Here is a 21,630-nt window from a genome sequence, read left to right as displayed (position 1 = left end):
AAGAACTGTGGGTGAAGGTCCATTACCCGGCTACGGCCCGGTAACTTCAACGAACCGCCCGGTGCGGACCCGCATGCCGGGTGGTGTGGGGGCCGGGGGGCTGAAACCCCCGGCTACCCGATTGAATATTCGGCGTTCTTGCTGTTTGTTTATCTGGTTTTACCAAATGCATAGGTCTAACTCTGCTCATTCTCTGGGGTGAAAATCACACTGTAGTTTATTGACTCTTTTTTTTAATCGAATGTAACCTAGCATAACTTCGTTCACAAGCTTCCGTCTTTGTTCTATTTCAAGAATGTCTTTATAATCTTGTATTAGGCCAAGCCTAATTCTTAGATAATGGTCAGGTAAAGCACTTAAGGACACAACTCTAACTGGCCAATTAATTTTTTGCTCTGTTCCTTTAGATATCGAAACATTTCCTTCTGGAGTAGCTGCGATCTTAAGTTCTCCCTTGGTATTGATTGTTCCATTAAGTTCTAATGTGAAATTTTCATAGAACACTATCATCGGATTTGGATTGTTGTAATATAATTGTTGCTCTTTTATATATTTTTCTACTCTTTTCAGGCAGTACTTGTTATTTCCAGATAAATCTAAAATACTAACTTCCTTCATTTCCCTGTAATTTTTTCTTATGTTTTCTTGTAATTCAGCTAATTCCACATTCTTTACAGGTTGCTGATCTTTAGTATGTGGACTGCAACCAGCAATAAATATACACATTGATAGCAATGTAATGTATTTTAGCATCACTATAACCTCCTCAAGTCGCCTTGTATCACACTTTATAACCTGATGGCACCACACAAATTCTGTGGAACAATCGTCTTTAATTTAACTCTCCTTTGTGTTCAACGCCTCGGCACATGACCCGTCCGCCTGGCTTTTTCGGGCGGTCGGCGCCCATGTGTCTTGTGTACGCCCGGCATGGGCGTGAACTTATGGGGTGCAAGTCCCCTGTACGTAGAATCCAGCACAGTCGCGAGAGGGCGTCGAACAAGTACTAGCCGACGGCAAGGGCGTCTCGCGAGGAGGGGGCTGAAGGAAGCCCGAGCGCAAAGCTATGAGCCGACGAACAGAAACATAGTACAAGGCCGTCATCCGGGCAAGTCAGCACAACATGACGAAGTCCCACGGATTCAGGAGAAGCGGTAAATGTTGGCGTAGCGATAGTTCACATTCTTATCCGGGGAGACCTGCCTCACGTGCCATTGCTTTCCGATGGCGCGGCCTCTGGTAACAGTTGCCGTGATGGGGCGCCGGCCCAGAACAGTAAACCGCCACTTCCTAGGGTAACCACCAACAGTTGAGACAAAAAACTCTCATTTTGTCTTCCATACAACGGCTCGACCGGGTCAAATGGTCTTATTGTCAATTCATTTAAAATGCCACCTTTTTCAATGGCTGTCTCTCGGTCTTTCGTTGTGTTATCCGTCTTTACTTGACAGGATTCGTCTTATCCCATTTACTCTGAAACATTGGTCTTGGGGAATCTTGGAGAACGAGTTCACCTTGCTTCACTTTACGAGTCGGAATTGCTAAACGGTCGATCCCTCCCTCGATGACCATCGCAAGATCCCGGGCGAAAACTCGATTGCCGATGTGCCAGGAGTGATTGAAGGTTCCCGTGAACGTCGATCTATCAGGATCAAGCGTCGAAAAATACTCGCCACAATTAATGTTAACGGCCTTGGGGTGGGGATTTTCTGGTAGTCCAACGCGTCCAGCCCGGGGCTCGACTCCAAGTCGCTTTGCGTTGGAAACGGCCAGAACTTTATCGTTCGGATTCGAATAGTTGGACAGGCGCATACAGCGCCGGAAAAGGGGTGCTGCCCATTCACTGTCCACTCGCAGAGTCGAAGACGCGACATCTCCGCCGATAAAAGCGACCTGCCCGACGCGCCACGGTTGCTTGAACAGCGCCCCATTCTTCTCGGCCTGGGCAAAAGCTTCCATGACAACATATGCTCCGGTAGAATGTCCGAGCAAGTGGACGTTGGTCTGACAACCGGACTGTTGCCCTCTAGCGAGACGACTAATGCCGTTTGTGACCAGGGAAACCGCGACCTCCGCAGCGTCAGAGCGGTCCTCCAGATAGTTCAATGTACTGTCTTCACTTGGCCAGTCGAACCCCACAATAATACCCTTCCAACCTTCCGCCTCGAGATCATTTTGCAACTGCCTCTGCCGCCACAATACCGTTTCAATCGTATTGTTGTAGCCATGAACAAAGATCAGGACATCTCCCTTAGGACTAGTTGAAGTCGGATTGGGATCGCCGTCGGCAAGGTTGCTCACACGATCGAACCAAATCGATTCTTTAATGACATCAGAAGGCCCATAGCTCTTGGCATCGGGGACCACCTCGATATAGCTGATTCTTCCCGGCTCACCGACAAATTCACCATTTTTCACTTTGCGCGCGCAAATGAGATACAACATGTGTTCCCTCCTGTTGTTTTTTCCCACCCAACGCTGAGAGTGCACCAGCAGCCGTTTTGCCAATCGCTGATGCGCTTGGTTGGTAATTTATACTAAATTATTTTTAGCTATAGTCTGTCTGGTGTTGAATCTCCAAATGCCAATCTGGAGCCCATGTCACCTTTATGAGGTCGCAGAAATCGAGATTATCAAAGCAACACAGAGTTGGGGACATTACGAAAGCGCCGGCTATCATAAAAGTTGTTTGGACATTTTAAATTAAAGGTTTTTCCCTATCAAGTTAATTTTTAGGCTGAGCAGTGTGGACATTGCTCTATGATTAAGATATGTTAATGTTTGTGTTGGCGTCGAGGCGTCACCATCAAAGCTGATCTAAAGGTGCCACCTTCGAGGTCTTTTTTATGGGATACATAAATCTCCAAGAAGGCAGTCACGTTGGCTTACGGGTATCTGGGAGTGATTATACAATGATGTCAGTCTCGCCTGGAATGCACGCCGGACAGGCCGGGGATAATTCTCCAGAGAGAACACTACCTCAGGGGGAATGACCAAGGGGTAAACTCCCGGTGGTTCGGACGTGGAGCGGAGTCGCTGGGACGTTCAGGTCCGGTACGGGAGGAGGAGTTCCCGGCACTCTGTGCCGGAAGACATCCGCTTTCCCAGGAGCTGCTCGTTGTCCCCAAGACGATTTGATTTAAATGGAAAATTTATTCTGCCGCTGCCGATACGGATCATATCCGCTGGTTCTGAACTCTCCCGTTGCTTTTCCTTCGGAGGACTCCAGGAGCAGTGGCGTGATTCGGCCTTGGCAAAGCGCCCCGTCATGGATGACCGCTATGTTTACATGGAGCGGCTTCCGGACGACGCAGCACCACCGATCCTGCGTCCCTTCAGCTTCGACAAGTTCCGACATTCAGGTTAAAGATATCATCCCGGGGAGTTTACCCGAGAGGAGGTCCCATATGGAGAACGACAAACTGATCAGGCGCAAACAGGTGTTGGAACTCATCGGGCTAAGCCATTCGACGCAGTGGCGGCTGGAGAAGGCTGGGCGATTTCCGGCCCGGGTGAGACTCGGGAGTGGCTCGGTCGGATGGCACCTCACGGAGGTGGAGGAGTGGGTAAGGGAACGCGAGAGGGTTGCCGTCCCGAGTAACATGCCTTCATTACAAAGTGGGGAGCCGAATTCTGCTTTGCCTAAGGGAAAGGGATAAGATTTTCTTGCAGCTATGGGATTGAGAATTTATTACAGCGATTATTGCAGCGATAGAAAAAGGGGCTCACGGTGAGTAACCATAAGCCCCTTTTATTATTGGAGGCGGCAATCGGATTTGAACCGATGAATGAAGGATTTGCAGTCCTTTGCCTTACCACTTGGCCATGCCGCCTTGTGCATCGAAGGAACCCGTTTATAACCTGATTCCCTCGCTTGTGTCAATACGAAATTTTTATTTGGCTATTACCCTGACAAATTTACTCAGGTAGTCTACGCCGCTCCAGATGGTTATGATCGTGGCGATCCAGAGATAGAACATGCCGACGTTGTGCATGTTCACCACCAGCAGGGGATGGTCGATGCCGAAGAACCAGTGGTAGTCGTAGTGCAGCAGAAGGCCGATGATAGCAACCAGTTGGAAGATGGTCTTGAACTTGCCCAGGTTGCTGGCCGGGATCACGATCCCTTCGGTGGAGGCGATGCCGCGCAGACCGGTGATGATCATCTCGCGCCCGAGTATCACCAGCACCATCCAGGCGGGCACCCGGTCGAAGGGGAGGATCATGATCAGCGCGGCCATAACGATCAGCTTGTCGGCGATCGGATCCAGGAACTTGCCGAACACGGTGACGATCTCCAGCTTCCTGGCCAGGTACCCGTCCAGCCAGTCGGTGACCGAGGCGGCGGCGAACAGGGCCGCGGCCCAGAAACCCGGCTCCCGCTCGGGCGAGAGCAAAAGGACGCACAGAAGCGGTATGGCGGCTATGCGCACCATGGTCAGGATGTTCGGGATGTTGAGGATCTGGGCTTGGGTGGAGGGCATGCGTTCGCCTTTGCGCTATCTATAGATGTTCCGGTAACTGAGTACCTTGGATACGTAAGTCTGGGTTTCGGGATAGGGGGGGACGCCGCCGTACTTGGCCACGGCGTTGAGGCCGCAGTTATAGGCAGCCACCGCCAGTGATTCGTTCCCCTTGAACGTGTCCAGCAGAAACCTGAGGTAGCGGACGCCACCGCGGATGTTGTCGGAGGGGTTGAAGGAATCGTTCACCTTGAGTCCCTGGGCGGTCTTGGGCATGAGCTGCATCAGCCCCTGTGCCCCCTTGGGCGAAACCGCGCTCGGGTTGTAGCCGCTTTCGGCGTGGATCACCGCCTTCACCAGCGAGCTGTCGACGCCGTACTCACGGGAGCAGGAACTGATGATCGGCTCGAACTCGGCCGGGTTGCGGGCATAGCCTGAGAGCTTGAAGGCGGTCCTCAGCCTCTTGTCCTTCTTGATGTCCCGCATGAAGATCTTGAACCGTTTGTCGGTCGGGGCATCGGTGAAGTGAACGGTTCCGTCGGGATCCTCGTATTTATATATGTCGGCGCGAGCCGGTGCCGGAAGGCACCAAGACACCGCGGCAACTGTCAGGACGGCTGCCAGATAAACTCGGTGTGACTTAAAGCGCATGAGCTTCCTTTTTTTTAATGGGAAAGAAAAATCGCCCTCGAATTATATAGACCAATAAACATGATAATTCAAGGTCTAATGTGACGTTGGCGGGCTATAACCCGTCAAAAGTCTTGACAAAAATCTCGCTGGGATCAATAATTTGCGGGTTTTCCCGAGCCGGTTACGCGAAGAACGCAAGGTATCCGCGACGCACGCCAAGAAATCTCCTTTGAGGGCACAGGCCCAACGCTGCCGCCATGACCCCCTGAGCCTTTCCTGAAGTACTCGCGACTGCTGCACGGCTTCGTCTCATACTTTCGGTCTCAAGAAACGCCTAATCCAGCTTATCGGGGGGTAGTTGATGAAGGAAAAAACTGATTTTCTGGTAATCGGCAGCGGTATCGCGGGGCTTTCCTTCGCGCTGCAGGCTGCGGCCCACGGCAAGGTCGCGGTGGTTACCAAACAGGATATTTCGGAGTCGGCCACGAATTACGCGCAGGGGGGGATCGCCACGGTCTCCTCGGAAGAGGACACCTTCGATGCGCACGTGCAGGACACACTGGTCGCCGGCGCCGGCATCTGCCACGAGGACGTGGTGCGCATGGTGGTCGAGGAGGGCCCCAAGGTCATCCGCAACCTGATCGACTGGGGGGTGCAGTTCACCAAGAGCGGCGACGCCTACGACCTGACCCGCGAGGGGGGGCACAGCGCGCGGCGCATCCTGCACGCCGAGGACATCACCGGCCGCGAGATCGAGCGCGCCCTGGTCGAGGCGGCCAAAAGGCACGAGAACATCACCATCTACGAGAACCACATCGCCATCGACCTGGTGACCGAGTCGAAGGTGCTCAAGCAGAAGCTGGAGCACAACCGCTGCCTGGGCGCCCACGTGCTGGACAAGGAGTCGGGGGTGGTGAAGACCTTCGCCGCGCGCATCACGCTTCTTGCCTCGGGCGGCGCCGGCAAGGTGTATCTCTACACCTGCAACCCTGACGTGGCAACCGGCGACGGCGTCGCCATGGCCTATCGCGCCGGGGCGACCATCGCCAACATGGAATTCATGCAGTTCCACCCGACCACGCTGTACCACCCGAACGCCCGTTCCTTCCTGATCTCGGAGGCTGTGCGCGGCGAGGGTGCCGTCCTCAAGCGCCGCGACGGCACCGCCTTCATGGAGAAGTACCACCACCTGAAGGACCTGGCCCCGCGCGACATCGTGGCACGCGCCATCGACAACGAGATGAAGACCTACGGCGACGACTGCGTCTTTTTGGACATCAGGCACCGCGGCGCCGAGTACATCACTTCCCGCTTCCCCAACATCTACCAGACCTGCCTCGAGTACGGCATCGACATGACCCAGGAGATGCTCCCGGTGGTGCCGGCGGCGCATTACCTGTGCGGCGGCGTCCAGGTCGACTTCAACGCCGAGACCGACATCAAGCACCTCTACGCCATCGGCGAGGTGGCCTTCACCGGCCTGCACGGCGGCAACCGCCTGGCAAGCAACTCGCTTTTGGAGGCCGCCGTCTACGCCGGGCGCGCCTACGAGCACGCGGTGCAGGTGCTCAAGGACGAGGAGTTCTCCTTCCCGCTGATCCCCGAGTGGGACGCCGGCACAGCGACCAACTCGGACGAGATGGTGGTGGTGTCCCAGAACTGGGACGAGATCCGACGCTTCATGTGGAACTACGTCGGCATCGTGAGAAGCGACAAGCGCCTCGCGCGCGCCATGCGCCGCATCGAGCTGATCCAGGACGAGATCGAGGAGTACTACTGGAACTTCATCGTCACCTCCGACCTCATCGAACTGCGCAATATCGCCACCGTGGCCCAGTTGATCGTCGCCTGCGCGCAGATGAGGAAGGAGTCGCGCGGGCTCAACTACAACATCGATTACCCGGGCGTCGACGACCAGAACTGGAAGCGCGACACCCACATCAAGAAGAAGTTCTGAGGACCGCCATGGGCATTGACGAGATCAGGGACGAGATAGACAGGCTGGACAGCGAACTGCTGCGCATCTTCAACGAGCGCGCCTCCCTCGCCCTCAGGATAGGCGAGATCAAGAAGGGGCTCGACCTGCCGGTCTACGACCCCGCCAGGGAGAAGCGGATCTTCGCCCGGATGACGTCCGCGAACCATGGGCCCCTGGACGACCAGGCCATCGTGCGGCTCTTCGAGAGGGTAATCGACGAATCGCGCCGCCTGGAGCGCATCATGACCCGAGGCGAACATTAAAGGGAGGTTTGCAGGTGCTGATCGTTATGCGTAAGACGGCCGACGAAAAGGCCCAGGAAGAGATCAAGTCGTACCTCATCGAGCGCGGCTTCGACATCCACCAGTCCACCGGCGCGAACCGGGTCATCATAGGGGTCATCGGCGACACCGAAAGCCTCACCGAGTCGGACATCCAGGCTTTCCCGGGTGTCCTGCAGGTTGTGCGGATCGCCAAGGAAGAGTGATGCGCCTCAACATAAATGCATACCTGTCCGAGGCGATGAAGGGGAACGGCAGGAGCTTCGAGGAGAAGCGGGGCGCCTACCTCGCTGCGGCGCGCGAATTCCTCGAGCACTTCCGCGAGGAGTCCAAACGCTCGCACCGGGAAGGGGAGGACGGCATCTCGGTGGTGCAGTCCATCACGGCGATGACCGACGCCCTGGTGACCCGGCTTTTCACCGCGCTCTCGGACGACCTGCAGATGCACAAGAGCGGGCAGCTTGCCCTGATCGCCGTGGGGGGCTACGGGCGGCGCGAGCTGAACCCGTATTCCGACCTGGACCTCCTGTTCCTGTACAGCGGCAAGGACTCCAAGGTGGTCGAGGAGGCGGCGAACCGCCTGCTCTACTTCCTGTGGGACCTGCGCCTGGACGTGGGCTACTCCGTGCGCACCATCGCCGACTGCGTGGACATGGCCGCCAACGACGTCACCGTCAAGACGGCCCTTCTGGACTCGCGCCTGCTCATCGGCAGCGACCACCTCTATGGCGAGCTGAAGAAGATGATGGTCACCCAGGTGCTCGCCAAGAGAAGCGACGCCTTCATCAACGAGAAGCTCGAGGAACTCAGGAAGAGGCGCGAGAAGTACGGCTCCAGCGTCTACATCCTGGAACCCAACATCAAGGAAGGGGAGGGGTGCCTCAGGGACCTGCACACCGCGATGTGGGTCGCCAAGATAAAATACAAGGTGGACGAGCCGCGCGAGCTGGTCATCAAGGGGGTCCTCTCCGAGGAGGAGCTCGGGATGTACTACAGCTCGCTCTCCTACCTGTGGCGCATCCGTAACGAGCTGCACTACCTGGCCGGCAGGAAGAACGACCAGCTCACCTTCGAGGCCCAGACCTCCATCGCCCGTTTCTTCGGCTACGAAGACAAGGGAAAGACCCTCGCCGTCGAGCAGTTCATGCAGGACTTCTACCTGCACGCCAACCGCGTCGAGCACTTCAGTTCCCTCCTCATCACCAAGTGCAGCCAGCGCGAGGATTCCACCCGCAAGATCCTGGGGTACTTCACCCGCCGCCCGGTGGGGGACGGGTTCTACGTCATGAAGGGGGAACTGGTGGTCCCGGACGAAACCGTGGTCGACAAGGACCCGGTGCGGCTCATCAAGATCTTCGAGCACGCCCAGAAACAGGGGGTGGCGCTCGCCCTCGGCACCAAAACCCTGATTCGCAACAGCCTGGACCTGGTGAACGACAAGTTCCGCCGTTCCAAGGAGGCCAACGCCTCCTTCTTCAACATCCTGCAGTCCGAGAAGAAGGTCTATGACACCCTGCAACAGATGCACCACCTCGGCTTTCTGAATCGCTTCATCCCCGAGTTCGAGCGGATCTACTGCAAGGTGCAGCACGACGTCTACCACATCTACACGGTCGACACCCACACCCTGTTCGCGGTGGAGGAGCTCGCCAAGCTCTGGCGCGGCGAGCACAAGACCACCTTGCCGCTGTTGACCCAGCTCGCCATGGAGGTCGACAAGCGCTGGCTGCTGCTCCTCGCCGTCCTTTTGCACGACGTCGGCAAGGGGGGAGGGGGCGGCCACGCCGAGCTGGGAGCCGAGCTTTCCAAGACCATCGCTCGCCGCATGGGTCTTTCCAAGGAGGACTCCGAGCGGCTGCAGTTTCTGGTGCGGCAGCACCTCCTTCTGGCGCACATAGCCCAGCGGCGCGACCTGCACGACGAACGGATGATCATCCAGTTCGCCCGCCAGATGGAGAAGAGCGAGAACCTGAAGATGCTCTACCTTCTCACCTACGCCGACATCAAGGCGGTGGGGCCGGAAGTCTGGACCGAGTGGAAGGCGCTCCTGTTGCAGGAGCTCTACGAGAAGGCCTTCCAGGTGCTCGAGCGGGGCGACTTCAAGCTGGAGGCCTCCGGCGACCGGGTGCGCCGCGTGAAGCGAACCGTCTTCGACCTCCTGGCGGACGACTACCCCGGGCAGCTCATCAAGGACGAGCTCCAGGCGCTCACCACCAGGCACCTGCTCTCCTACGCCCCGGAGATCATCGCCGGGCACGTGCGCACGCTGCTCGCGCTTCCCAGCAAGCTGCTGGTGCTGCAGGTTTCCCACGAGGTGGAGAAGGGATACACCAACTGCACCGTCTGCACCTTCGACATCCCCGGCCTCTTCTCCATGATCACCGGGGTGATGGCGGCCAACGGCATGAACATCCTCGGGGCGCAGATCCACACCAACACCAACGAAAAGGTGCTGGACATCCTGCAGGTGAACTCGCCGCAGGGGTTCGTGATCACCGAGGAGAGCCGCTGGGCCCGCTTCGAGTCCGATCTGAGGCAGGTGCTGGAAGGTAAGGTCCGGGTCGGGCAACTGGTGGCCAAGCGGCATCGCCCCAGCATCCTCACCGAAAAGGCGAAGCCGACCGTGCCGGCGCGGGTGGAGATCGACAACGAGGTCTCTTCCGATTACACGGTCATCGACATCTACGCCCACGACAAGGTGGGGCTTTTGTACAGCATCACCAGCACGCTGACGAGACTCGGGCTCTACATCGGGGTGTCCAAGATCTCCACCAAGGTGGACCAGGTCGCCGACGTGTTCTACGTCAAGAACATCTTCGGGCAGAAGATCTCGGAGCCGGGCAAGCTCGAGGAGATCCGCAAGGAGCTCCTCGCCGCAGTCGACGGCTAGTGGACCGCTACCTCGACCTCTTTCTGAACTACCTCCTGGTCGAGAAGGGGGCCGCGGCCAACACGGTCGCCGCCTACAGTCGCGATCTGACCCGCTACCTCGCCCACCTCGGGGAGCGGGAGCCGGGCGATATCCGCCCCAGCGATGTCACCGGCTACCTGGCCAAGCTCAAAGGGGAGGGGATCTCTCCCAGAAGCCGCGCCCGTGCGCTTTCCGCGCTCAGGATGCTGCACCGCTTCCTGGTCCGGGAGGGGTACTGCGAGGTGAATCCCACCTCGATCGTGGAAGCGCCGAAGGGGCTCCTGAAGCTTCCGACCGTTCTCAGCTCGCGCGAGGTGGAGGCGCTTTTGTCGTCGCCGTTGGACACCGGAGCCATCGAGCTGCGCGACAAGGCGATGCTGGAGCTGCTCTACGCCACCGGGCTGAGGGTTTCCGAGCTGGTGGGGCTGAAGATCGGCGACGTCAACATCGACGCCGGCTACCTGATGACCATCGGCAAGGGCGACAAGGAGCGGCTCATCCCGATGGGGGAGAGCGCCTGCCGTGCGGTGGGGGAGTACCTGGAGCAGGCGCGCCAGGAGCTCTTGAGGCAGAAGAGCTCGCCGCTGCTCTTCTTGAGCCGGCTGGGGGAGGGGATGACCCGGCAGGCCTTCTGGAACATCGTCAAGAAAAGGGCCCTGCAGGCGGGCGTCAGGAGCGGCATCTCGCCGCACACCCTGCGCCACTCCTTCGCCACGCACCTGCTTGAGAACGGCGCCGACCTGAGGAGCGTGCAGATCATGCTGGGGCACGCCGACCTCTCGACGACGCAGATCTACACCCACGTGACTCGGGAAAGGCTGAAGAGGCTGCACGAGAAGGCGCACCCCAGGGGATAAACAAAGAGCCTCACGCAAAGCCGCAAAGGCGCGAAGATACCTAGAAAGGCAGGTGATTCTAAAGCGTTTCACCCTTTGCGTCTTGGCGGCTTTGCGTGACAGATTGTGTTTCACTCTAACCACAGATTACTGATAAAGGATGGATGCTATGAAGTACGTTGTGTTGCTCGGGGACGGGATGTCGGACCAGCCGGTCGGGGCTTTGGAAGGGAAAACGCCGCTGCAGGCGGCTAAGACGCCTAACATGGATTTCATGGCCAAGCGCGGCACGCTGGGGCTCGCCCACACGGTGCCGGAAGGGTACGCTCCCGGCTCGGACGTCGCCAACCTCTCCATGTTCGGCTACAACCCGGTCGACTGCTACACCGGTCGCTCGCCTTTGGAGGCGGCCAGCATGGGCGTCTCCCTCGGCCCCGACGACGTCGCCTTCCGCCTCAACCTGGTGCACCTGGAGGCACGCGGCGGCAAGCTGATCATGGAGGACTACTCCGCCGGCCACATCTCCTCCGCCGACGGACGTGAACTGGTCGAGGAACTGCAGCGCCAGCTCGGTAACGAGGAATTCTCCTTCCACCCCGGCGTCAGCTACCGCCACCTCATGGTCTGGCACGGCGGCAGGACCCAGATCAAGATGACGCCCCCCCACGACATCTCCGGGCAGGACATCACCAGCCACATGCCCTCCGGCGAGGGTGCCGACAAGCTCATCTACCTGATGAACTCCTCGCAGATGATCTTCCACAACCACCCGCAGTACAAGCGCCGCGCCGTCAACGGCGAGGTGCCTGCCAACTCAATATGGCTGTGGGGGCACGGCAAGGCTCCGGCCATGGAAGGGTTCGGCGCGCGCTACGGCCTGACCGGCGCAGTGATCTCCGCGGTCGATCTCATCAAGGGGATCGGCGTGTACGCCGGCCTCGACATCATCAACGTCCCCGGCGCCACCGGCTACCTCGACACCAACTTCGAGGGCAAGGCTCAGGCCGCCATCGACGCGCTCAAGGAGCACGACTTCGTGTTCGTGCACGTGGAGGCCCCTGACGAGGCTTCCCACTCCGGCAAGCTCGCCGATAAGATCAAGGCCATCGAGCTCTTCGACGAGAAGGTGGTGGGACCGGTACTCCAGGGGGTGAAGCAGTTCGGCGAATACCGCATCCTCTGCGCGCCTGACCATCCCACCCCGATCACCCTGATGACCCACAGCTCCGATCCGGTTCCCTTCGTGATCTACTCCGGCGAGGAGAAGGAGAACGCCGGCGTGGCCGGCTACGACGAGATTGCCGCGGCTGCGACCGGCCTCAAGGTCGCTCCGGGGTACAAGCTGATGGAGATGCTGCTGGGGCGGTAACGGGGGCCGGAATGCCAAAGGGACGATCCCCTTCGGGCTCCGGCGGCTGGGCAAATAATTATTTGCCCCTACAGACAGAAACGTGATCACGGCAGGGGCGAAGAATCATTCGCCCCTTACCTGTTCCCTCACATTAAGCGTTGACAACCGCTTGGCGACGGGTTTTAATGACCGTCTCTGAGTTGTCAGATAGTGCGATGATGCCTTCGGGCGATACCATATCAAGCTTCAGGAGGAATTAATGAATCCATTAGCCGCGGAGTTAAACGAGTCTCTAGCCCAGCACAGCCCCCATGTTCTGGAGATGCTGTCGGATCTCGGCAAGAACCTCTTCTTCCCCAAGGGAATCCTTACCCAGTCGGCTGAAGCCAAGGAAAAAGCCCACAAGTTCAACGCCACCATCGGCATCGCCACCGAGAACGGCGGCCCGATGTACCTCTCCTGCATCCAGGACAAGCTCTCCTCCTTCGATCCGAAGGACATCTACCCGTACGCACCGCCGGCGGGGAAGCCCGAGCTGCGCGCCCTGTGGCGCGAGAAGATGCTGCGTGAGAACCCGAGCCAGGTGGGCAAGCATTTCAGCAGCCCCATCGTCACCAACGCGCTTACCCACGGCCTCTCCATCGTCGCCGACATGTTCGTCGACAAGGGGGATCACCTGATCCTTCCGGACATGCTCTGGGGCAACTACAACCTCACCTTCGGCACCTGCAGCGGCGCCATCGTGAAGAAGTACCCGACCTTCACCGCCAAGGGCGGCTACGACGTCGACGCCTTCAAGGCCACCCTGCAGAACTCCGCCGAGGAGAAGGGGAAGGTCGTCGTGCTGCTGAACTTCCCGAACAACCCGAGCGGCTACACCCCGACCGTCGCCGAGGGTGACGCCCTGGTTGCCGCCATCAAGGAAGTCGCCGAGGGTGGCTGCAACGTGGTTGCCATCACCGACGACGCCTACTTCGGCCTGTTCTACGAGGACAGCCTCAAGGAATCTCTCTTCGGCAAGCTGGCGAACCTCCATCCGCGCATCCTCGCGGTCAAGCTGGACGGCGCCACCAAGGAAGAGTTCGTCTGGGGCTTCCGCACCGGCTTCATCACCTTCGCCGACGGTCACGACTACGAGAACGCGCCGGTCATGACCGCCCTCGAGAAGAAGGCGATGGGGATCATCCGCGCCCGCATCTCCAACTGCCCGCATCCCTCCCAGACCTTCGTCATCGAGGCGCTGCGCTCCCCCGACTTCTTGAAGCAGAAGGAGGAGAAGTTCCAGATCATGAAGGGACGCGCGCTTAAGACCAAGGAAGTACTGAACAGCGGCAAGTACGATGCAGCCTGGGATTACTACCCGTTCAACTCCGGCTACTTCATGTGCCTCAAGCTGAAGACCGTCGATGCCGAGAAGCTGCGCCTGCACCTGTTGGACAAGTATGGCGTCGGCGCCATCTCCACCACCAAGACCGACCTCCGCATCGCCTTCTCCTGCATCGCCGAGCAGGACATCCCGGAGCTCTTCGACATCATCTACAAGGGTGTGCAGGACCTGGCGTAAATTGACTGCTGTTCCAGGTTCTACGTTCTAAGTTCTACGTTTTGCCGTAACAAAAGCCCCTGACCGCATGCGCGGCAGGGGCTTTTTTCGTGGCTGTTACTCTTTGGGGAAGGGGGCTTTCCATCCCCTCGCCCTGTGGGAGAGGGTGGCCGGAGGCCGGGTGAGGGCGGTGCTGACGGCTGCAATGTCCCTTCGTGGCGACTCCCTCACCCCGACCCTCTCCCGGAGGGAGAGGGAGGTTGAAGAGGGATGGCCCCGGTAGGAGCGGAGGGCGGCGCAATGAAGAAGGGGCTCCCCTATTGCAGAGGAGCCCCTTTTTGAGGAGAGGTTCTAGCGTAGAACCTAGACCGGCCGTTTAGTCTATCAGCTTGCCGATTGCGTTGAAGCGCGGCCGCATCTTGTCCTTGTCCCAGGACCAGTACTTGATGAAGGCGAGCCCCTTGATCTTGTCCATCTTAACGAAACCCCAGAAGCGGCTGTCGTAGGAGCGGTCGCGGTTGTCACCCATGACGAAGTAGGAGTCGGCGGGGACGGTGACCGGATCCTTGAAGTCCCTCGGGTTGTACTCCTTGGGTACGGTATCCGGCTCCTTGTGCACTTCGTGCGGGTTGGCGTAGAGCTTCCCGTTCACGTAGACGCGCTTGTTCTTCACCTCGACTACGTCGCCAGGGACGCCGACGACGCGCTTGATGAAGTCCTTGGTGGGGTCCTCGGGGTACTCGAAGACGATGACGTCGCCCTGCCTCGGGGAACGGATCTTGAGGATGCGCCCGTCAAGCCCGGGGATCTTGGTGCCGTAGATGAACTTGTTGACCAGCAGGTGGTCCCCGATGGCCAGGGTGTCTTCCATGGAGCCGGAGGGGATCTTAAACGCCTGCACGATGAAGGTGCGGATGACCATGGCCAACAGCACCGCGATGACGATCGATTCGAGGTATTCACGGGCGATGTGCTTGCCCTTGGCGGGCTTCACTTCGTTGGCCGGTTCGGTGGGTTTATCTTCGCAGACGTTTTTGTAATCTTCCATGTGTAGTTATTTCCTTTTTAACCTTCGACTTTCAGGATGGCAAGGAACGCCTCCTGCGGCAGTTCCACGTTGCCCACGTTCTTCATGCGCTTCTTCCCTTCCTTCTGCTTCTCCAGGAGTTTGCGCTTTCTGGTGATGTCGCCGCCGTAGCACTTGGCCAAGACGTCCTTCCGCATCGCCTTCACCGTCTCGCGGGCGATGACCTTGGTGCCGACCGCCGCCTGGATGGCGATCTCGAACATCTGGCGCGGGATCAGTTCCTTCATCTTGGAGACCAGCTCGCGTCCGCGGTAGTAGGCCTTGTCCTTGTGGATGATCAGAGACAGGGCGTCGACCACCTCGCCGTTGATCATGATGTTCAGGCGCACCAGTTCGCTCTGGCGGTAGTCGAGCAGCTCGTAGTCCAGCGAGGCGTATCCCTTGGTGATCGACTTCAGACGGTCGTAGAAATCGAGCACCACCTCGTTCAGCGGAAGCTCGTACACCACCATGACGCGGGTCGGGGTCAGGTACTTGATCTCGCGCTGCACGCCGCGCTTCTCCTCGCAAAGTGCCAGGATCCCCCCCACGAATTCGTTGGGGACGTGGATGGAGGCGAGGATGAACGGCTCCTCGACGTAGGCGATCTCCTGGGTCTGCGGGAGCTGGTTCGCGCTCTGGATATGGATCATGTTGCCGTCGGTCCCGTGCACGCGGTAAACGACGGTGGGGGCTGTGGTGATGAGTTCGAGGTTGAACTCGCGCTCCAGGCGCTCCTGGATGATCTCCATGTGCAAAAGCCCGAGGAAGCCGCAGCGGAAGCCGAAGCCGAGCGCGAGCGAGGTCTCGGGGTCGTACGAGAAGGAGGAATCGTTCAGCTTGAGCTTCGCGAGCGCGTCGCGCAGGCTCTCGTACTGCGAGGTGTCGATCGGGTAAAGCCCGGAGAACACCATCGGCTTCACTTCCTTGTAGCCGGGAAGCGCAGCGTCGCAGGGGTTGTGCAGGAGCGTCACGGTGTCGCCTACCTTGGCGTCGGCGACTTCCCTGATCCCGGCGATGATGAAACCTACCTCGCCTGCGGTGAGGGCGGGCACCTCGCGCATGTCGGGAGAGAAGACGCCGGCCTTCAGCACCTCGTAGCTCTTCCGGTTCGACATGAGCTGGATCTTGTCGCCCTTTTTCACGATGCCGTCCACGATGCGCACCAGGATGATGACCCCCTGGTACTGGTCGTACCACGAGTCGAACAGGAGCGCCTTGAGCGGCTTGTTCGGGTCGCCCTGCGGCGGCGGGATCTTCTTGACGATCTCTTCCAGGATCTCCTTGGTGCCGATCCCTTCCTTGGCGCTGGCGAGCACGGCGTCATGGGTATCCAGGCCGATGATCTCCTCGATCTCGGCCTTGACCCGGTCCGGTTCTGCGGCGGGGAGGTCGATCTTGTTCAGCACCACGAACACCTCGAGGTTCGCGTCCAGGGCCAGGTAGACGTTGGCGAGCGTCTGGGCCTCGACCCCCTGCGAGGCGTCGACCACGAGGAGCCCCCCTTCGCAGGCGGTCAGCGAACGGGAGACCTCGTAGGTGAAGTCGACGTGCCCCGGGGTGTCGATCAGGTTGAGTATGTAGTCCTTACCGTCGTCGGCCCGGTAGTTGAGCCGGACGGTCTGGGCCTTGATGGTGATGCCGCGTTCCCGCTCCAGGTCCATCTTGTCCAGGAACTGGTCCTGCTTCTCACGTGCGGAGAGAGCACCGGTGAATTCGAGAAGGCGGTCGGCGATGGTGGATTTGCCGTGATCGATGTGGGCGATGATGGAAAAATTGCGGATATGCTCGAGTACCATATTGTCCTTTATCACGCGGAGGTTAACTCGCGAATAATATAGAACCAAGGGGTAATTGTAAAGGGATTTCTAGGCGTAAACGGGAGTTAGGAGTGGGTGGGGGGGAAGGCGGGAGAGGGGGGGATTCCCTCTCCCGCGGTTCGATCAGGCGAGCTTGAACTGGCCGACCAGGCGCTGCAGGTCCTGGGAGAGGGCCGCGAGGTTGCTGGCGGCGTTGGCGCAGGTGTGCGCCCCCCGGGAGGTGTCCTGCACCACCTCGGTTATCTGCATGATGTTGTTGGTGATCTCGCCGGTGGTCGCGGTCTGCTCCTCGGCCGCCGTGGCGATCTGGTTCACCTGCTCGGTCACCTCGCTGATCTGCCTTAAGATCTCCTGCAGCGATTCGCCCGATTTGGCAGCCTCCCTGGTGCCGTTCTCCACCTCGCGCACACCTTCCTCCATGGCTCCCACGGCATCGCGGGTTTCGCTCTGGATAGACTTGATCATCTCGCCGATCTCGCGCGTGGCGCGTGTGGTGCGCTCTGCGAGTGCCCGCACCTCGTCGGCCACCACGGCGAAGCCGCGTCCCTGCTCGCCGGCCCGCGCCGCCTCGATGGCGGCGTTCAGCGCCAGTAGGTTGGTCTGGTCGGCGATGTCCTCGATGGTCCCGATGATGGCGCCGATCTGGTCGCTGCGCTCGCCGAGGCCCGCCACGGTGGCTGCCGAAGTTTTCACCTGGTCCGCAATTCTGCTCATCACCTGCACGGTCTGCTCGACGACCGCTCTGCCCGCCTGGGCGCGGCCGGTCGCCTGCTCGCCGCCGGAGGCGGCCCTGTGGCAGCTCTGGGCGATGTCCGCGGAGGTGGCCGCCATCTCTTCGCTGGCGGTTGCCACGGTACCGGTCTGGGAAGCGACCTCCTCTGCGCCGGTGGCGATCTGTTCAGAGGTGCTGTGCAGGTCGTTCGCCGCTGAGGCCACCTGCTGGCTGTTCGCCGCCACCTGGCTCAGGGTCTGGTTCAGCTTCTCCGCCATCTCGTTCACTTCGGCTGCCAGCATCCCCATCTCGTCGCGGGTCCTGATGCTCGAGCGTGCGGTGAGGTCGCCTGCCGCCACCTCGGCCAGGGTGTCGAAGACCATCTTGAGCGGCCTGCTGATGGAGTTGGCGATGAGCAGTCCCATGACCCCCATGAACAGTGCGGCCAGCGCGGAGAGTACGATCATGAAGACCTGGGAGGAGTGGTAGGCGGCGAGGTCCTGTTGGTAGAGCTCCCCGGCGCTTTTTAAATTGTCGGCCACCAGGTCGCTGATGGCGTCTGCCGGCTTCTTGTAGAGCGGCGCCACCGAGCTGGTCGCGAAGGCCACCGTTTCCTTGCGAGCTTCGGCGTTGCCCACGCTCTGCTGGGTCATCTGTTGCAGCTTGGCCCCTTGCACCAGGTACTCCTCGTACCCCTGCTTGAATGTGCCGATCAGGCGCTTTTCGTTTTGATCCAGGTCGTACTTCAGGAACTTGGCCTGGGTTTCAGCGATCTGCTTCTTCCGTTTTTCCAGGTCGTCTGCCTTGTCCTTGATGAGGGCCGGATCCTCGAGGAGCATCATGTAGACCAGGTCCAGCCTGATGGCCAGGAGGTCATTCTTCATGTCGTTCAGCATGCCGACGTGGATCACGGATGTGTTCATCGCCTCCTGGTCGTCCGACATGATGCGCATCTTGTGAAGGCTTGCCCCGGCGATGGCAATCAGCGTGACAACGGCGATCGCCACAAGGCACAGGCTCTTGGTCTTCACTTTGAGGTTCATCCAGAAATCCATAACATTTCCCCCTTAAGGCTGCCTAAAGTGGTTTTGGAGGCAGCGATATCCTCTTTATCGGTAGAAACCCTCCCAACTTGAGCATGAATTGGTAAACTCGTATAGAAGGCGAGGGTGATTGGAGCAGGACGTTGTAAGCTGATGCGCGTATGCTAAAGTTTCCAGTCGCCGGCAAAGACCACGCCTCAGTCATCCTTCTATAAAAGGAGCATCCCATGTCTCTTCACAGCGACGTGATCCCTTCATACAACCCTCCGGACTTCCGCCGCCCCAAGCTGGCGGCTGCGCCCGCGGCGAAGACCGCTCCCGCCCCCGCCGACGGTGTGCTCCCCGAGAACTACCATGCCACCTCGAACCACCCGGAATACGTGCACCTGGGGGGAGGGGAGTGGCTTATCGCGCCCGACAGCCGGATGGACTGCGTCATGGTGCTGCGCGGCAGGGAAATCGACGTGGTGGAGCCGCGCCGGGTGCGCCGGGGCGACCAGGTGGTGGTCGGGCGGACCGAGAACGGCGAGGAGGGGATCTATCTCCACATCGGCGGTTTCCTGAACCTGGCCGAGCCCTTCGCCGACAAGTTCTCCTTCAGAAGCCGCGGCACCAGGGAGACCCCCTTTTCCCGCTCATACGACGAGCTGTACCAGGTGCTGCGCCACGACCGTGACCACGGCTACATCGTCTGGGTGCTGGGACCGGCGGTGGCCTTCGACATGGACTGCCGAAACGCCATGCAGGGGCTCATCGAGGCGGGCTACTGCCACGCACTCCTGGCGGGCAACGCCCTGGCGACCCACGACCTGGAGGCGGCCCGTTTCCGCACCGGCCTGGGGCAGAACATCTACACCCAGGCGATCATGCCCTTGGGACACTACAACCACCTTGATATCATCAACGAGGCGCGTCAGGCCGGGGGGATCCCGCAGACCATTGAGAAGCTCGGACTCGACGACGGCATCATGTACGCCTGCACCAGGAAGAAGATACCCTTCGTGCTCGCCGGATCGATCCGCGACGACGGCCCGCTGCCGGAGGTGATCCCCGACGCCTACCAGGCCCAGGACGCGATGCGGGTGCACGCCAGGAAAGCCACCACGGTCCTGGCCATCGCGACCCAGCTGCACTCCATCGCCTTCGGCAACATGGTGCCGAGTTACCGGGTCGAGGCTGACGGACAGGTGCGTCCGGTCTACTTCTACGTGGTCGACATGGCGGAGTTCTCGGTGGACAAACTTGCCAATCGCGGGTCCGCACAGGCGGTGGGGCTTTTGACCAACGCGCAGGATTTCGTCGTCAACCTCTGGAACCACCTGAAGAAGCTCGGTTAGGAAAAGGCGCGGTCATGGAAAACTGCATAAGGATGATAGGAGTACCGGTCGACCTGGGGCAGGAACAGCGCGGCGTGGATCTGGGGCCCGGCGCCCTGCGTTACGCGGGGCTTTCGACGCGGCTGTCGGAACTTGGGTACATCGTGGAGGACATCGGCAACCTGCCGGTGCCGGTGCGGGACGTATTGGGAGCCGAACGGGAGCTGCGTTACCTCCCCTCCATCCGTCAGGTCTGCGAGACGGTCTACCTGGCCGGCCGCAGCGCCATCACCCAGGGGTTCATGCCTATCTTCATGGGGGGGGACCACTCCATGGCCGTCGGCTCCATCGGCGGGGTGACCGACGAACAGCCGGCGGCGGTGATCTGGGTGGACGCGCACGGCGATTTCAACACACCCCAGAGCACCATCACCGGCAACATCCACGGCATGGCGCTGGCGGCGCTATTGGGGGAGGGGTTCCCGGAGCTGGTCAACGTGGGGCGCCCCGGGGCGAAGCTGCACGCCTCCGACATCATCCTGATCGGCCTGCGCGAACTGGATCCCCAGGAGAGACTGCGCCTGCGCGGCTCCGGCATCAAGGCCTACACCATGCGCGACATCGACGAGCGGGGGATGGCGGCCATCGCGCACGAGGCGCTGGGGCGGCTGGCCCATCGCACCCGGCTGCACGTGAGCCTCGATCTGGACGGGCTGGATCCGCTCGAGGTGCCGGGGGTGGGGACCACCGCGCCGGGGGGGATCACCTACCGAGAGGCGCAGCTGTTGATGGAGATCATCGCCGACACCGGTCTGTTGCGGTCGATGGATATCGTGGAGATCAACCCGATCCTGGACCACAGCAACCGGACCGCCAAGATCGCCGTGGAGCTGACCGCGTCCGCCTTCGGGGCGTCGATCCTGTAGGGGGACCGCCACCCGACAACGAAAAAAGCCTGTCCGGGTGCCGGACAGGCTTTTCTTTTTAAAGCGGGCGTGCCACCGGGGGGGGATGGTCAGCCGCCGAGGTTGTGGTGCTTCACCACCGTTAGTTCCTTGGCGATGAACGTTGGAGACGCTTCAGTAGCCGGGCACCACCACTTCGAGGTGACCGTCGTTGGGGCAAAAGATCAGCCCGTGCACGGGGACGTCCTTGGGGATGAGGGGGCTGTTGCGGATGACCCCGGTGACCCTCTCCACGTTCTCCTCAGGACAGCTGAAGGCGCCCACCCACTGACCCAGGTCCGGGTCCAGGCCCTCTATGGCTGCCGGGTCGATGCCGCGCTCCACCATCTTCGCCTTGAGCTGCTCCACGTCGACCGACCCCATGCCGCAGTCCTTGTGGCCGATCACGAAGATCTCTTCGACGCCGAGCAGGAAGACCGCGGCCACGAGGCTGCGGATCACGCCGCCGTTGGGATCGACCAGGGTGTTGCCCGCGTTCTTGATCACCTTGGCGTCGCCCCGTTTGATCCCCATGGCGGGTTCGAGGAAGTCGACCAGCCTGGTGTCCATGCAGGTGAAGATGGCAAGCTGCTTCTTTGGGTCCTTGGGGAGGGGAGGAAACGCCCCCGGTCGCACGAACCTTTTGTTGTGATTCAGGACTTTATCGAGAAGAGTCATTGTTTTCCTGCTTTCCTTGTCGTTAGTGCCAAAACGGCTTTTTAAGCCGAAACTC

General features: G+C 59.9%; 20 protein-coding genes and 1 tRNA gene. 12 read left to right on the top strand and 9 right to left on the bottom strand.

The window, feature by feature from the left end; all coding sequences use genetic code 11:
- Positions 1-186: 186 nt before the first annotated feature.
- Positions 187-753: a hypothetical protein gene (locus KOM00_RS11640; RefSeq protein ID WP_216499078.1), complete on the bottom strand. Its 567-nt coding sequence runs from the start codon at positions 751-753 to the stop codon at positions 187-189.
- Positions 754-1,440: 687 nt separating this feature from the next.
- Positions 1,441-2,445 (bottom strand): alpha/beta fold hydrolase, encoded by a 1,005-nt coding sequence (locus tag KOM00_RS11635; RefSeq protein ID WP_216499077.1) that lies wholly within the window; start codon positions 2,443-2,445, stop codon positions 1,441-1,443.
- A gap of 483 nt (positions 2,446-2,928) precedes the next feature.
- Between KOM00_RS11635 and KOM00_RS21025 the strand changes: the two genes are divergently transcribed.
- The 3 genes from KOM00_RS21025 to KOM00_RS11620 are packed head-to-tail and all read left to right on the top strand — an operon-like array spanning position 2,929 to position 3,659.
- Positions 2,929-3,138 carry a relaxase domain-containing protein gene (locus KOM00_RS21025; RefSeq protein WP_216499094.1) on the top strand — a complete coding sequence of 70 codons (210 nt, stop codon included), beginning with the start codon at positions 2,929-2,931 and terminating at the stop codon, positions 3,136-3,138.
- Positions 3,119-3,367 (top strand): hypothetical protein, encoded by a 249-nt coding sequence (locus tag KOM00_RS11625; protein WP_216499076.1) that lies wholly within the window; start codon positions 3,119-3,121, stop codon positions 3,365-3,367. Before KOM00_RS21025 ends, KOM00_RS11625 begins: the two co-directional genes overlap by 20 nt.
- A 40-nt stretch (positions 3,368-3,407) precedes the next feature.
- The gene (locus KOM00_RS11620; protein WP_216499075.1) at positions 3,408-3,659 is read left to right on the top strand and encodes a helix-turn-helix transcriptional regulator; all 252 of its coding nucleotides are present in this window, start codon (positions 3,408-3,410) and stop codon (positions 3,657-3,659) included.
- 99 nt (positions 3,660-3,758) lie between these two features.
- Here the strand turns inward: KOM00_RS11620 and KOM00_RS11615 are convergent.
- The 3 genes from KOM00_RS11615 to KOM00_RS11605 all read right to left on the bottom strand — a co-directional run bounded on the left by KOM00_RS11615 (position 3,759) and on the right by KOM00_RS11605 (position 5,114).
- Positions 3,759-3,833 (bottom strand) — tRNA-Cys (locus KOM00_RS11615).
- Positions 3,834-3,893: 60 nt separating this feature from the next.
- Positions 3,894-4,484 carry a CDP-diacylglycerol--glycerol-3-phosphate 3-phosphatidyltransferase gene (gene pgsA, locus KOM00_RS11610; RefSeq protein WP_216499074.1) on the bottom strand — a complete coding sequence of 197 codons (591 nt, stop codon included), beginning with the start codon at positions 4,482-4,484 and terminating at the stop codon, positions 3,894-3,896.
- 15 nt (positions 4,485-4,499) lie between these two features.
- Positions 4,500-5,114, bottom strand: a complete 615-nt coding sequence (locus KOM00_RS11605; RefSeq protein ID WP_216499073.1) for a lytic transglycosylase domain-containing protein — start codon at positions 5,112-5,114, stop codon at positions 4,500-4,502.
- A 343-nt stretch (positions 5,115-5,457) separates the two neighbouring features.
- Here KOM00_RS11605 and nadB point away from each other — a divergent pair, with 343 nt between their 5' ends.
- From nadB to KOM00_RS11570, 7 genes are all read left to right on the top strand, one after another.
- Positions 5,458-7,053 (top strand): L-aspartate oxidase, encoded by a 1,596-nt coding sequence (nadB, locus tag KOM00_RS11600; protein WP_216499072.1) that lies wholly within the window; start codon positions 5,458-5,460, stop codon positions 7,051-7,053.
- A gap of 8 nt (positions 7,054-7,061) precedes the next feature.
- Positions 7,062-7,337, top strand: a complete 276-nt coding sequence (locus KOM00_RS11595; protein WP_216499071.1) for a chorismate mutase — start codon at positions 7,062-7,064, stop codon at positions 7,335-7,337.
- Positions 7,338-7,351: 14 nt separating this feature from the next.
- Positions 7,352-7,561 (top strand): hypothetical protein, encoded by a 210-nt coding sequence (locus tag KOM00_RS11590; RefSeq protein ID WP_216499070.1) that lies wholly within the window; start codon positions 7,352-7,354, stop codon positions 7,559-7,561.
- Positions 7,561-10,245 carry a [protein-PII] uridylyltransferase gene (gene glnD / locus KOM00_RS11585; protein ID WP_216499069.1) on the top strand — a complete coding sequence of 895 codons (2,685 nt, stop codon included), beginning with the start codon at positions 7,561-7,563 and terminating at the stop codon, positions 10,243-10,245. Before KOM00_RS11590 ends, glnD begins: the two co-directional genes overlap by 1 nt.
- Positions 10,245-11,123 (top strand): site-specific tyrosine recombinase XerD, encoded by an 879-nt coding sequence (gene xerD, locus KOM00_RS11580; RefSeq protein WP_216499068.1) that lies wholly within the window; start codon positions 10,245-10,247, stop codon positions 11,121-11,123. The genes glnD and xerD overlap by 1 nt, the downstream gene beginning before the upstream one ends.
- A 148-nt stretch (positions 11,124-11,271) precedes the next feature.
- Positions 11,272-12,471: a cofactor-independent phosphoglycerate mutase gene (locus KOM00_RS11575; protein WP_216499067.1), complete on the top strand. Its 1,200-nt coding sequence runs from the start codon at positions 11,272-11,274 to the stop codon at positions 12,469-12,471.
- Between the two features lie 241 nt (positions 12,472-12,712).
- On the top strand, positions 12,713-14,017 hold the full coding sequence (locus KOM00_RS11570; RefSeq protein ID WP_216499066.1) for an aminotransferase class I/II-fold pyridoxal phosphate-dependent enzyme: 1,305 nt from the start codon (positions 12,713-12,715) through the stop codon (positions 14,015-14,017).
- 355 nt (positions 14,018-14,372) lie between these two features.
- On the opposite strand, the gene lepB is transcribed toward KOM00_RS11570, so the two are convergent.
- From lepB to KOM00_RS11555, 3 genes are all read right to left on the bottom strand, one after another.
- The gene (lepB, locus tag KOM00_RS11565; RefSeq protein ID WP_216499065.1) at positions 14,373-15,044 is read right to left on the bottom strand and encodes a signal peptidase I; all 672 of its coding nucleotides are present in this window, start codon (positions 15,042-15,044) and stop codon (positions 14,373-14,375) included.
- A gap of 17 nt (positions 15,045-15,061) precedes the next feature.
- Positions 15,062-16,861: a translation elongation factor 4 gene (gene lepA / locus KOM00_RS11560; RefSeq protein ID WP_216499064.1), complete on the bottom strand. Its 1,800-nt coding sequence runs from the start codon at positions 16,859-16,861 to the stop codon at positions 15,062-15,064.
- A gap of 144 nt (positions 16,862-17,005) precedes the next feature.
- Positions 17,006-18,649, bottom strand: a complete 1,644-nt coding sequence (locus KOM00_RS11555; RefSeq protein WP_216499063.1) for a methyl-accepting chemotaxis protein — start codon at positions 18,647-18,649, stop codon at positions 17,006-17,008.
- Between the two features lie 215 nt (positions 18,650-18,864).
- On the opposite strand from KOM00_RS11555, the gene KOM00_RS11550 reads away from it, so the two are divergent.
- Positions 18,865-19,974 carry a putative NPN-dependent ornithine cyclodeaminase gene (locus KOM00_RS11550; protein WP_216499062.1) on the top strand — a complete coding sequence of 370 codons (1,110 nt, stop codon included), beginning with the start codon at positions 18,865-18,867 and terminating at the stop codon, positions 19,972-19,974.
- Between the two features lie 14 nt (positions 19,975-19,988).
- Positions 19,989-20,879 (top strand): arginase, encoded by an 891-nt coding sequence (gene rocF, locus KOM00_RS11545; RefSeq protein ID WP_216499061.1) that lies wholly within the window; start codon positions 19,989-19,991, stop codon positions 20,877-20,879.
- 153 nt (positions 20,880-21,032) lie between these two features.
- Here rocF and KOM00_RS11540 read toward each other — a convergent pair whose 3' ends face one another.
- Positions 21,033-21,575, bottom strand: coding sequence for a beta-class carbonic anhydrase (locus tag KOM00_RS11540; RefSeq protein ID WP_216499060.1), 543 nt, complete (start codon positions 21,573-21,575; stop codon positions 21,033-21,035).
- Between the last annotated feature and the right edge of the window lie 55 nt (positions 21,576-21,630).

The sequence above is a fragment of the Geomonas diazotrophica genome, from assembly GCF_018919385.1.
Classification (GTDB): domain Bacteria; phylum Desulfobacterota; class Desulfuromonadia; order Geobacterales; family Geobacteraceae; genus Geomonas; species Geomonas diazotrophica.
Note: the sequence above shows the minus strand (reverse complement) of the source record. Positions and strands in the feature narration are given on the sequence as shown.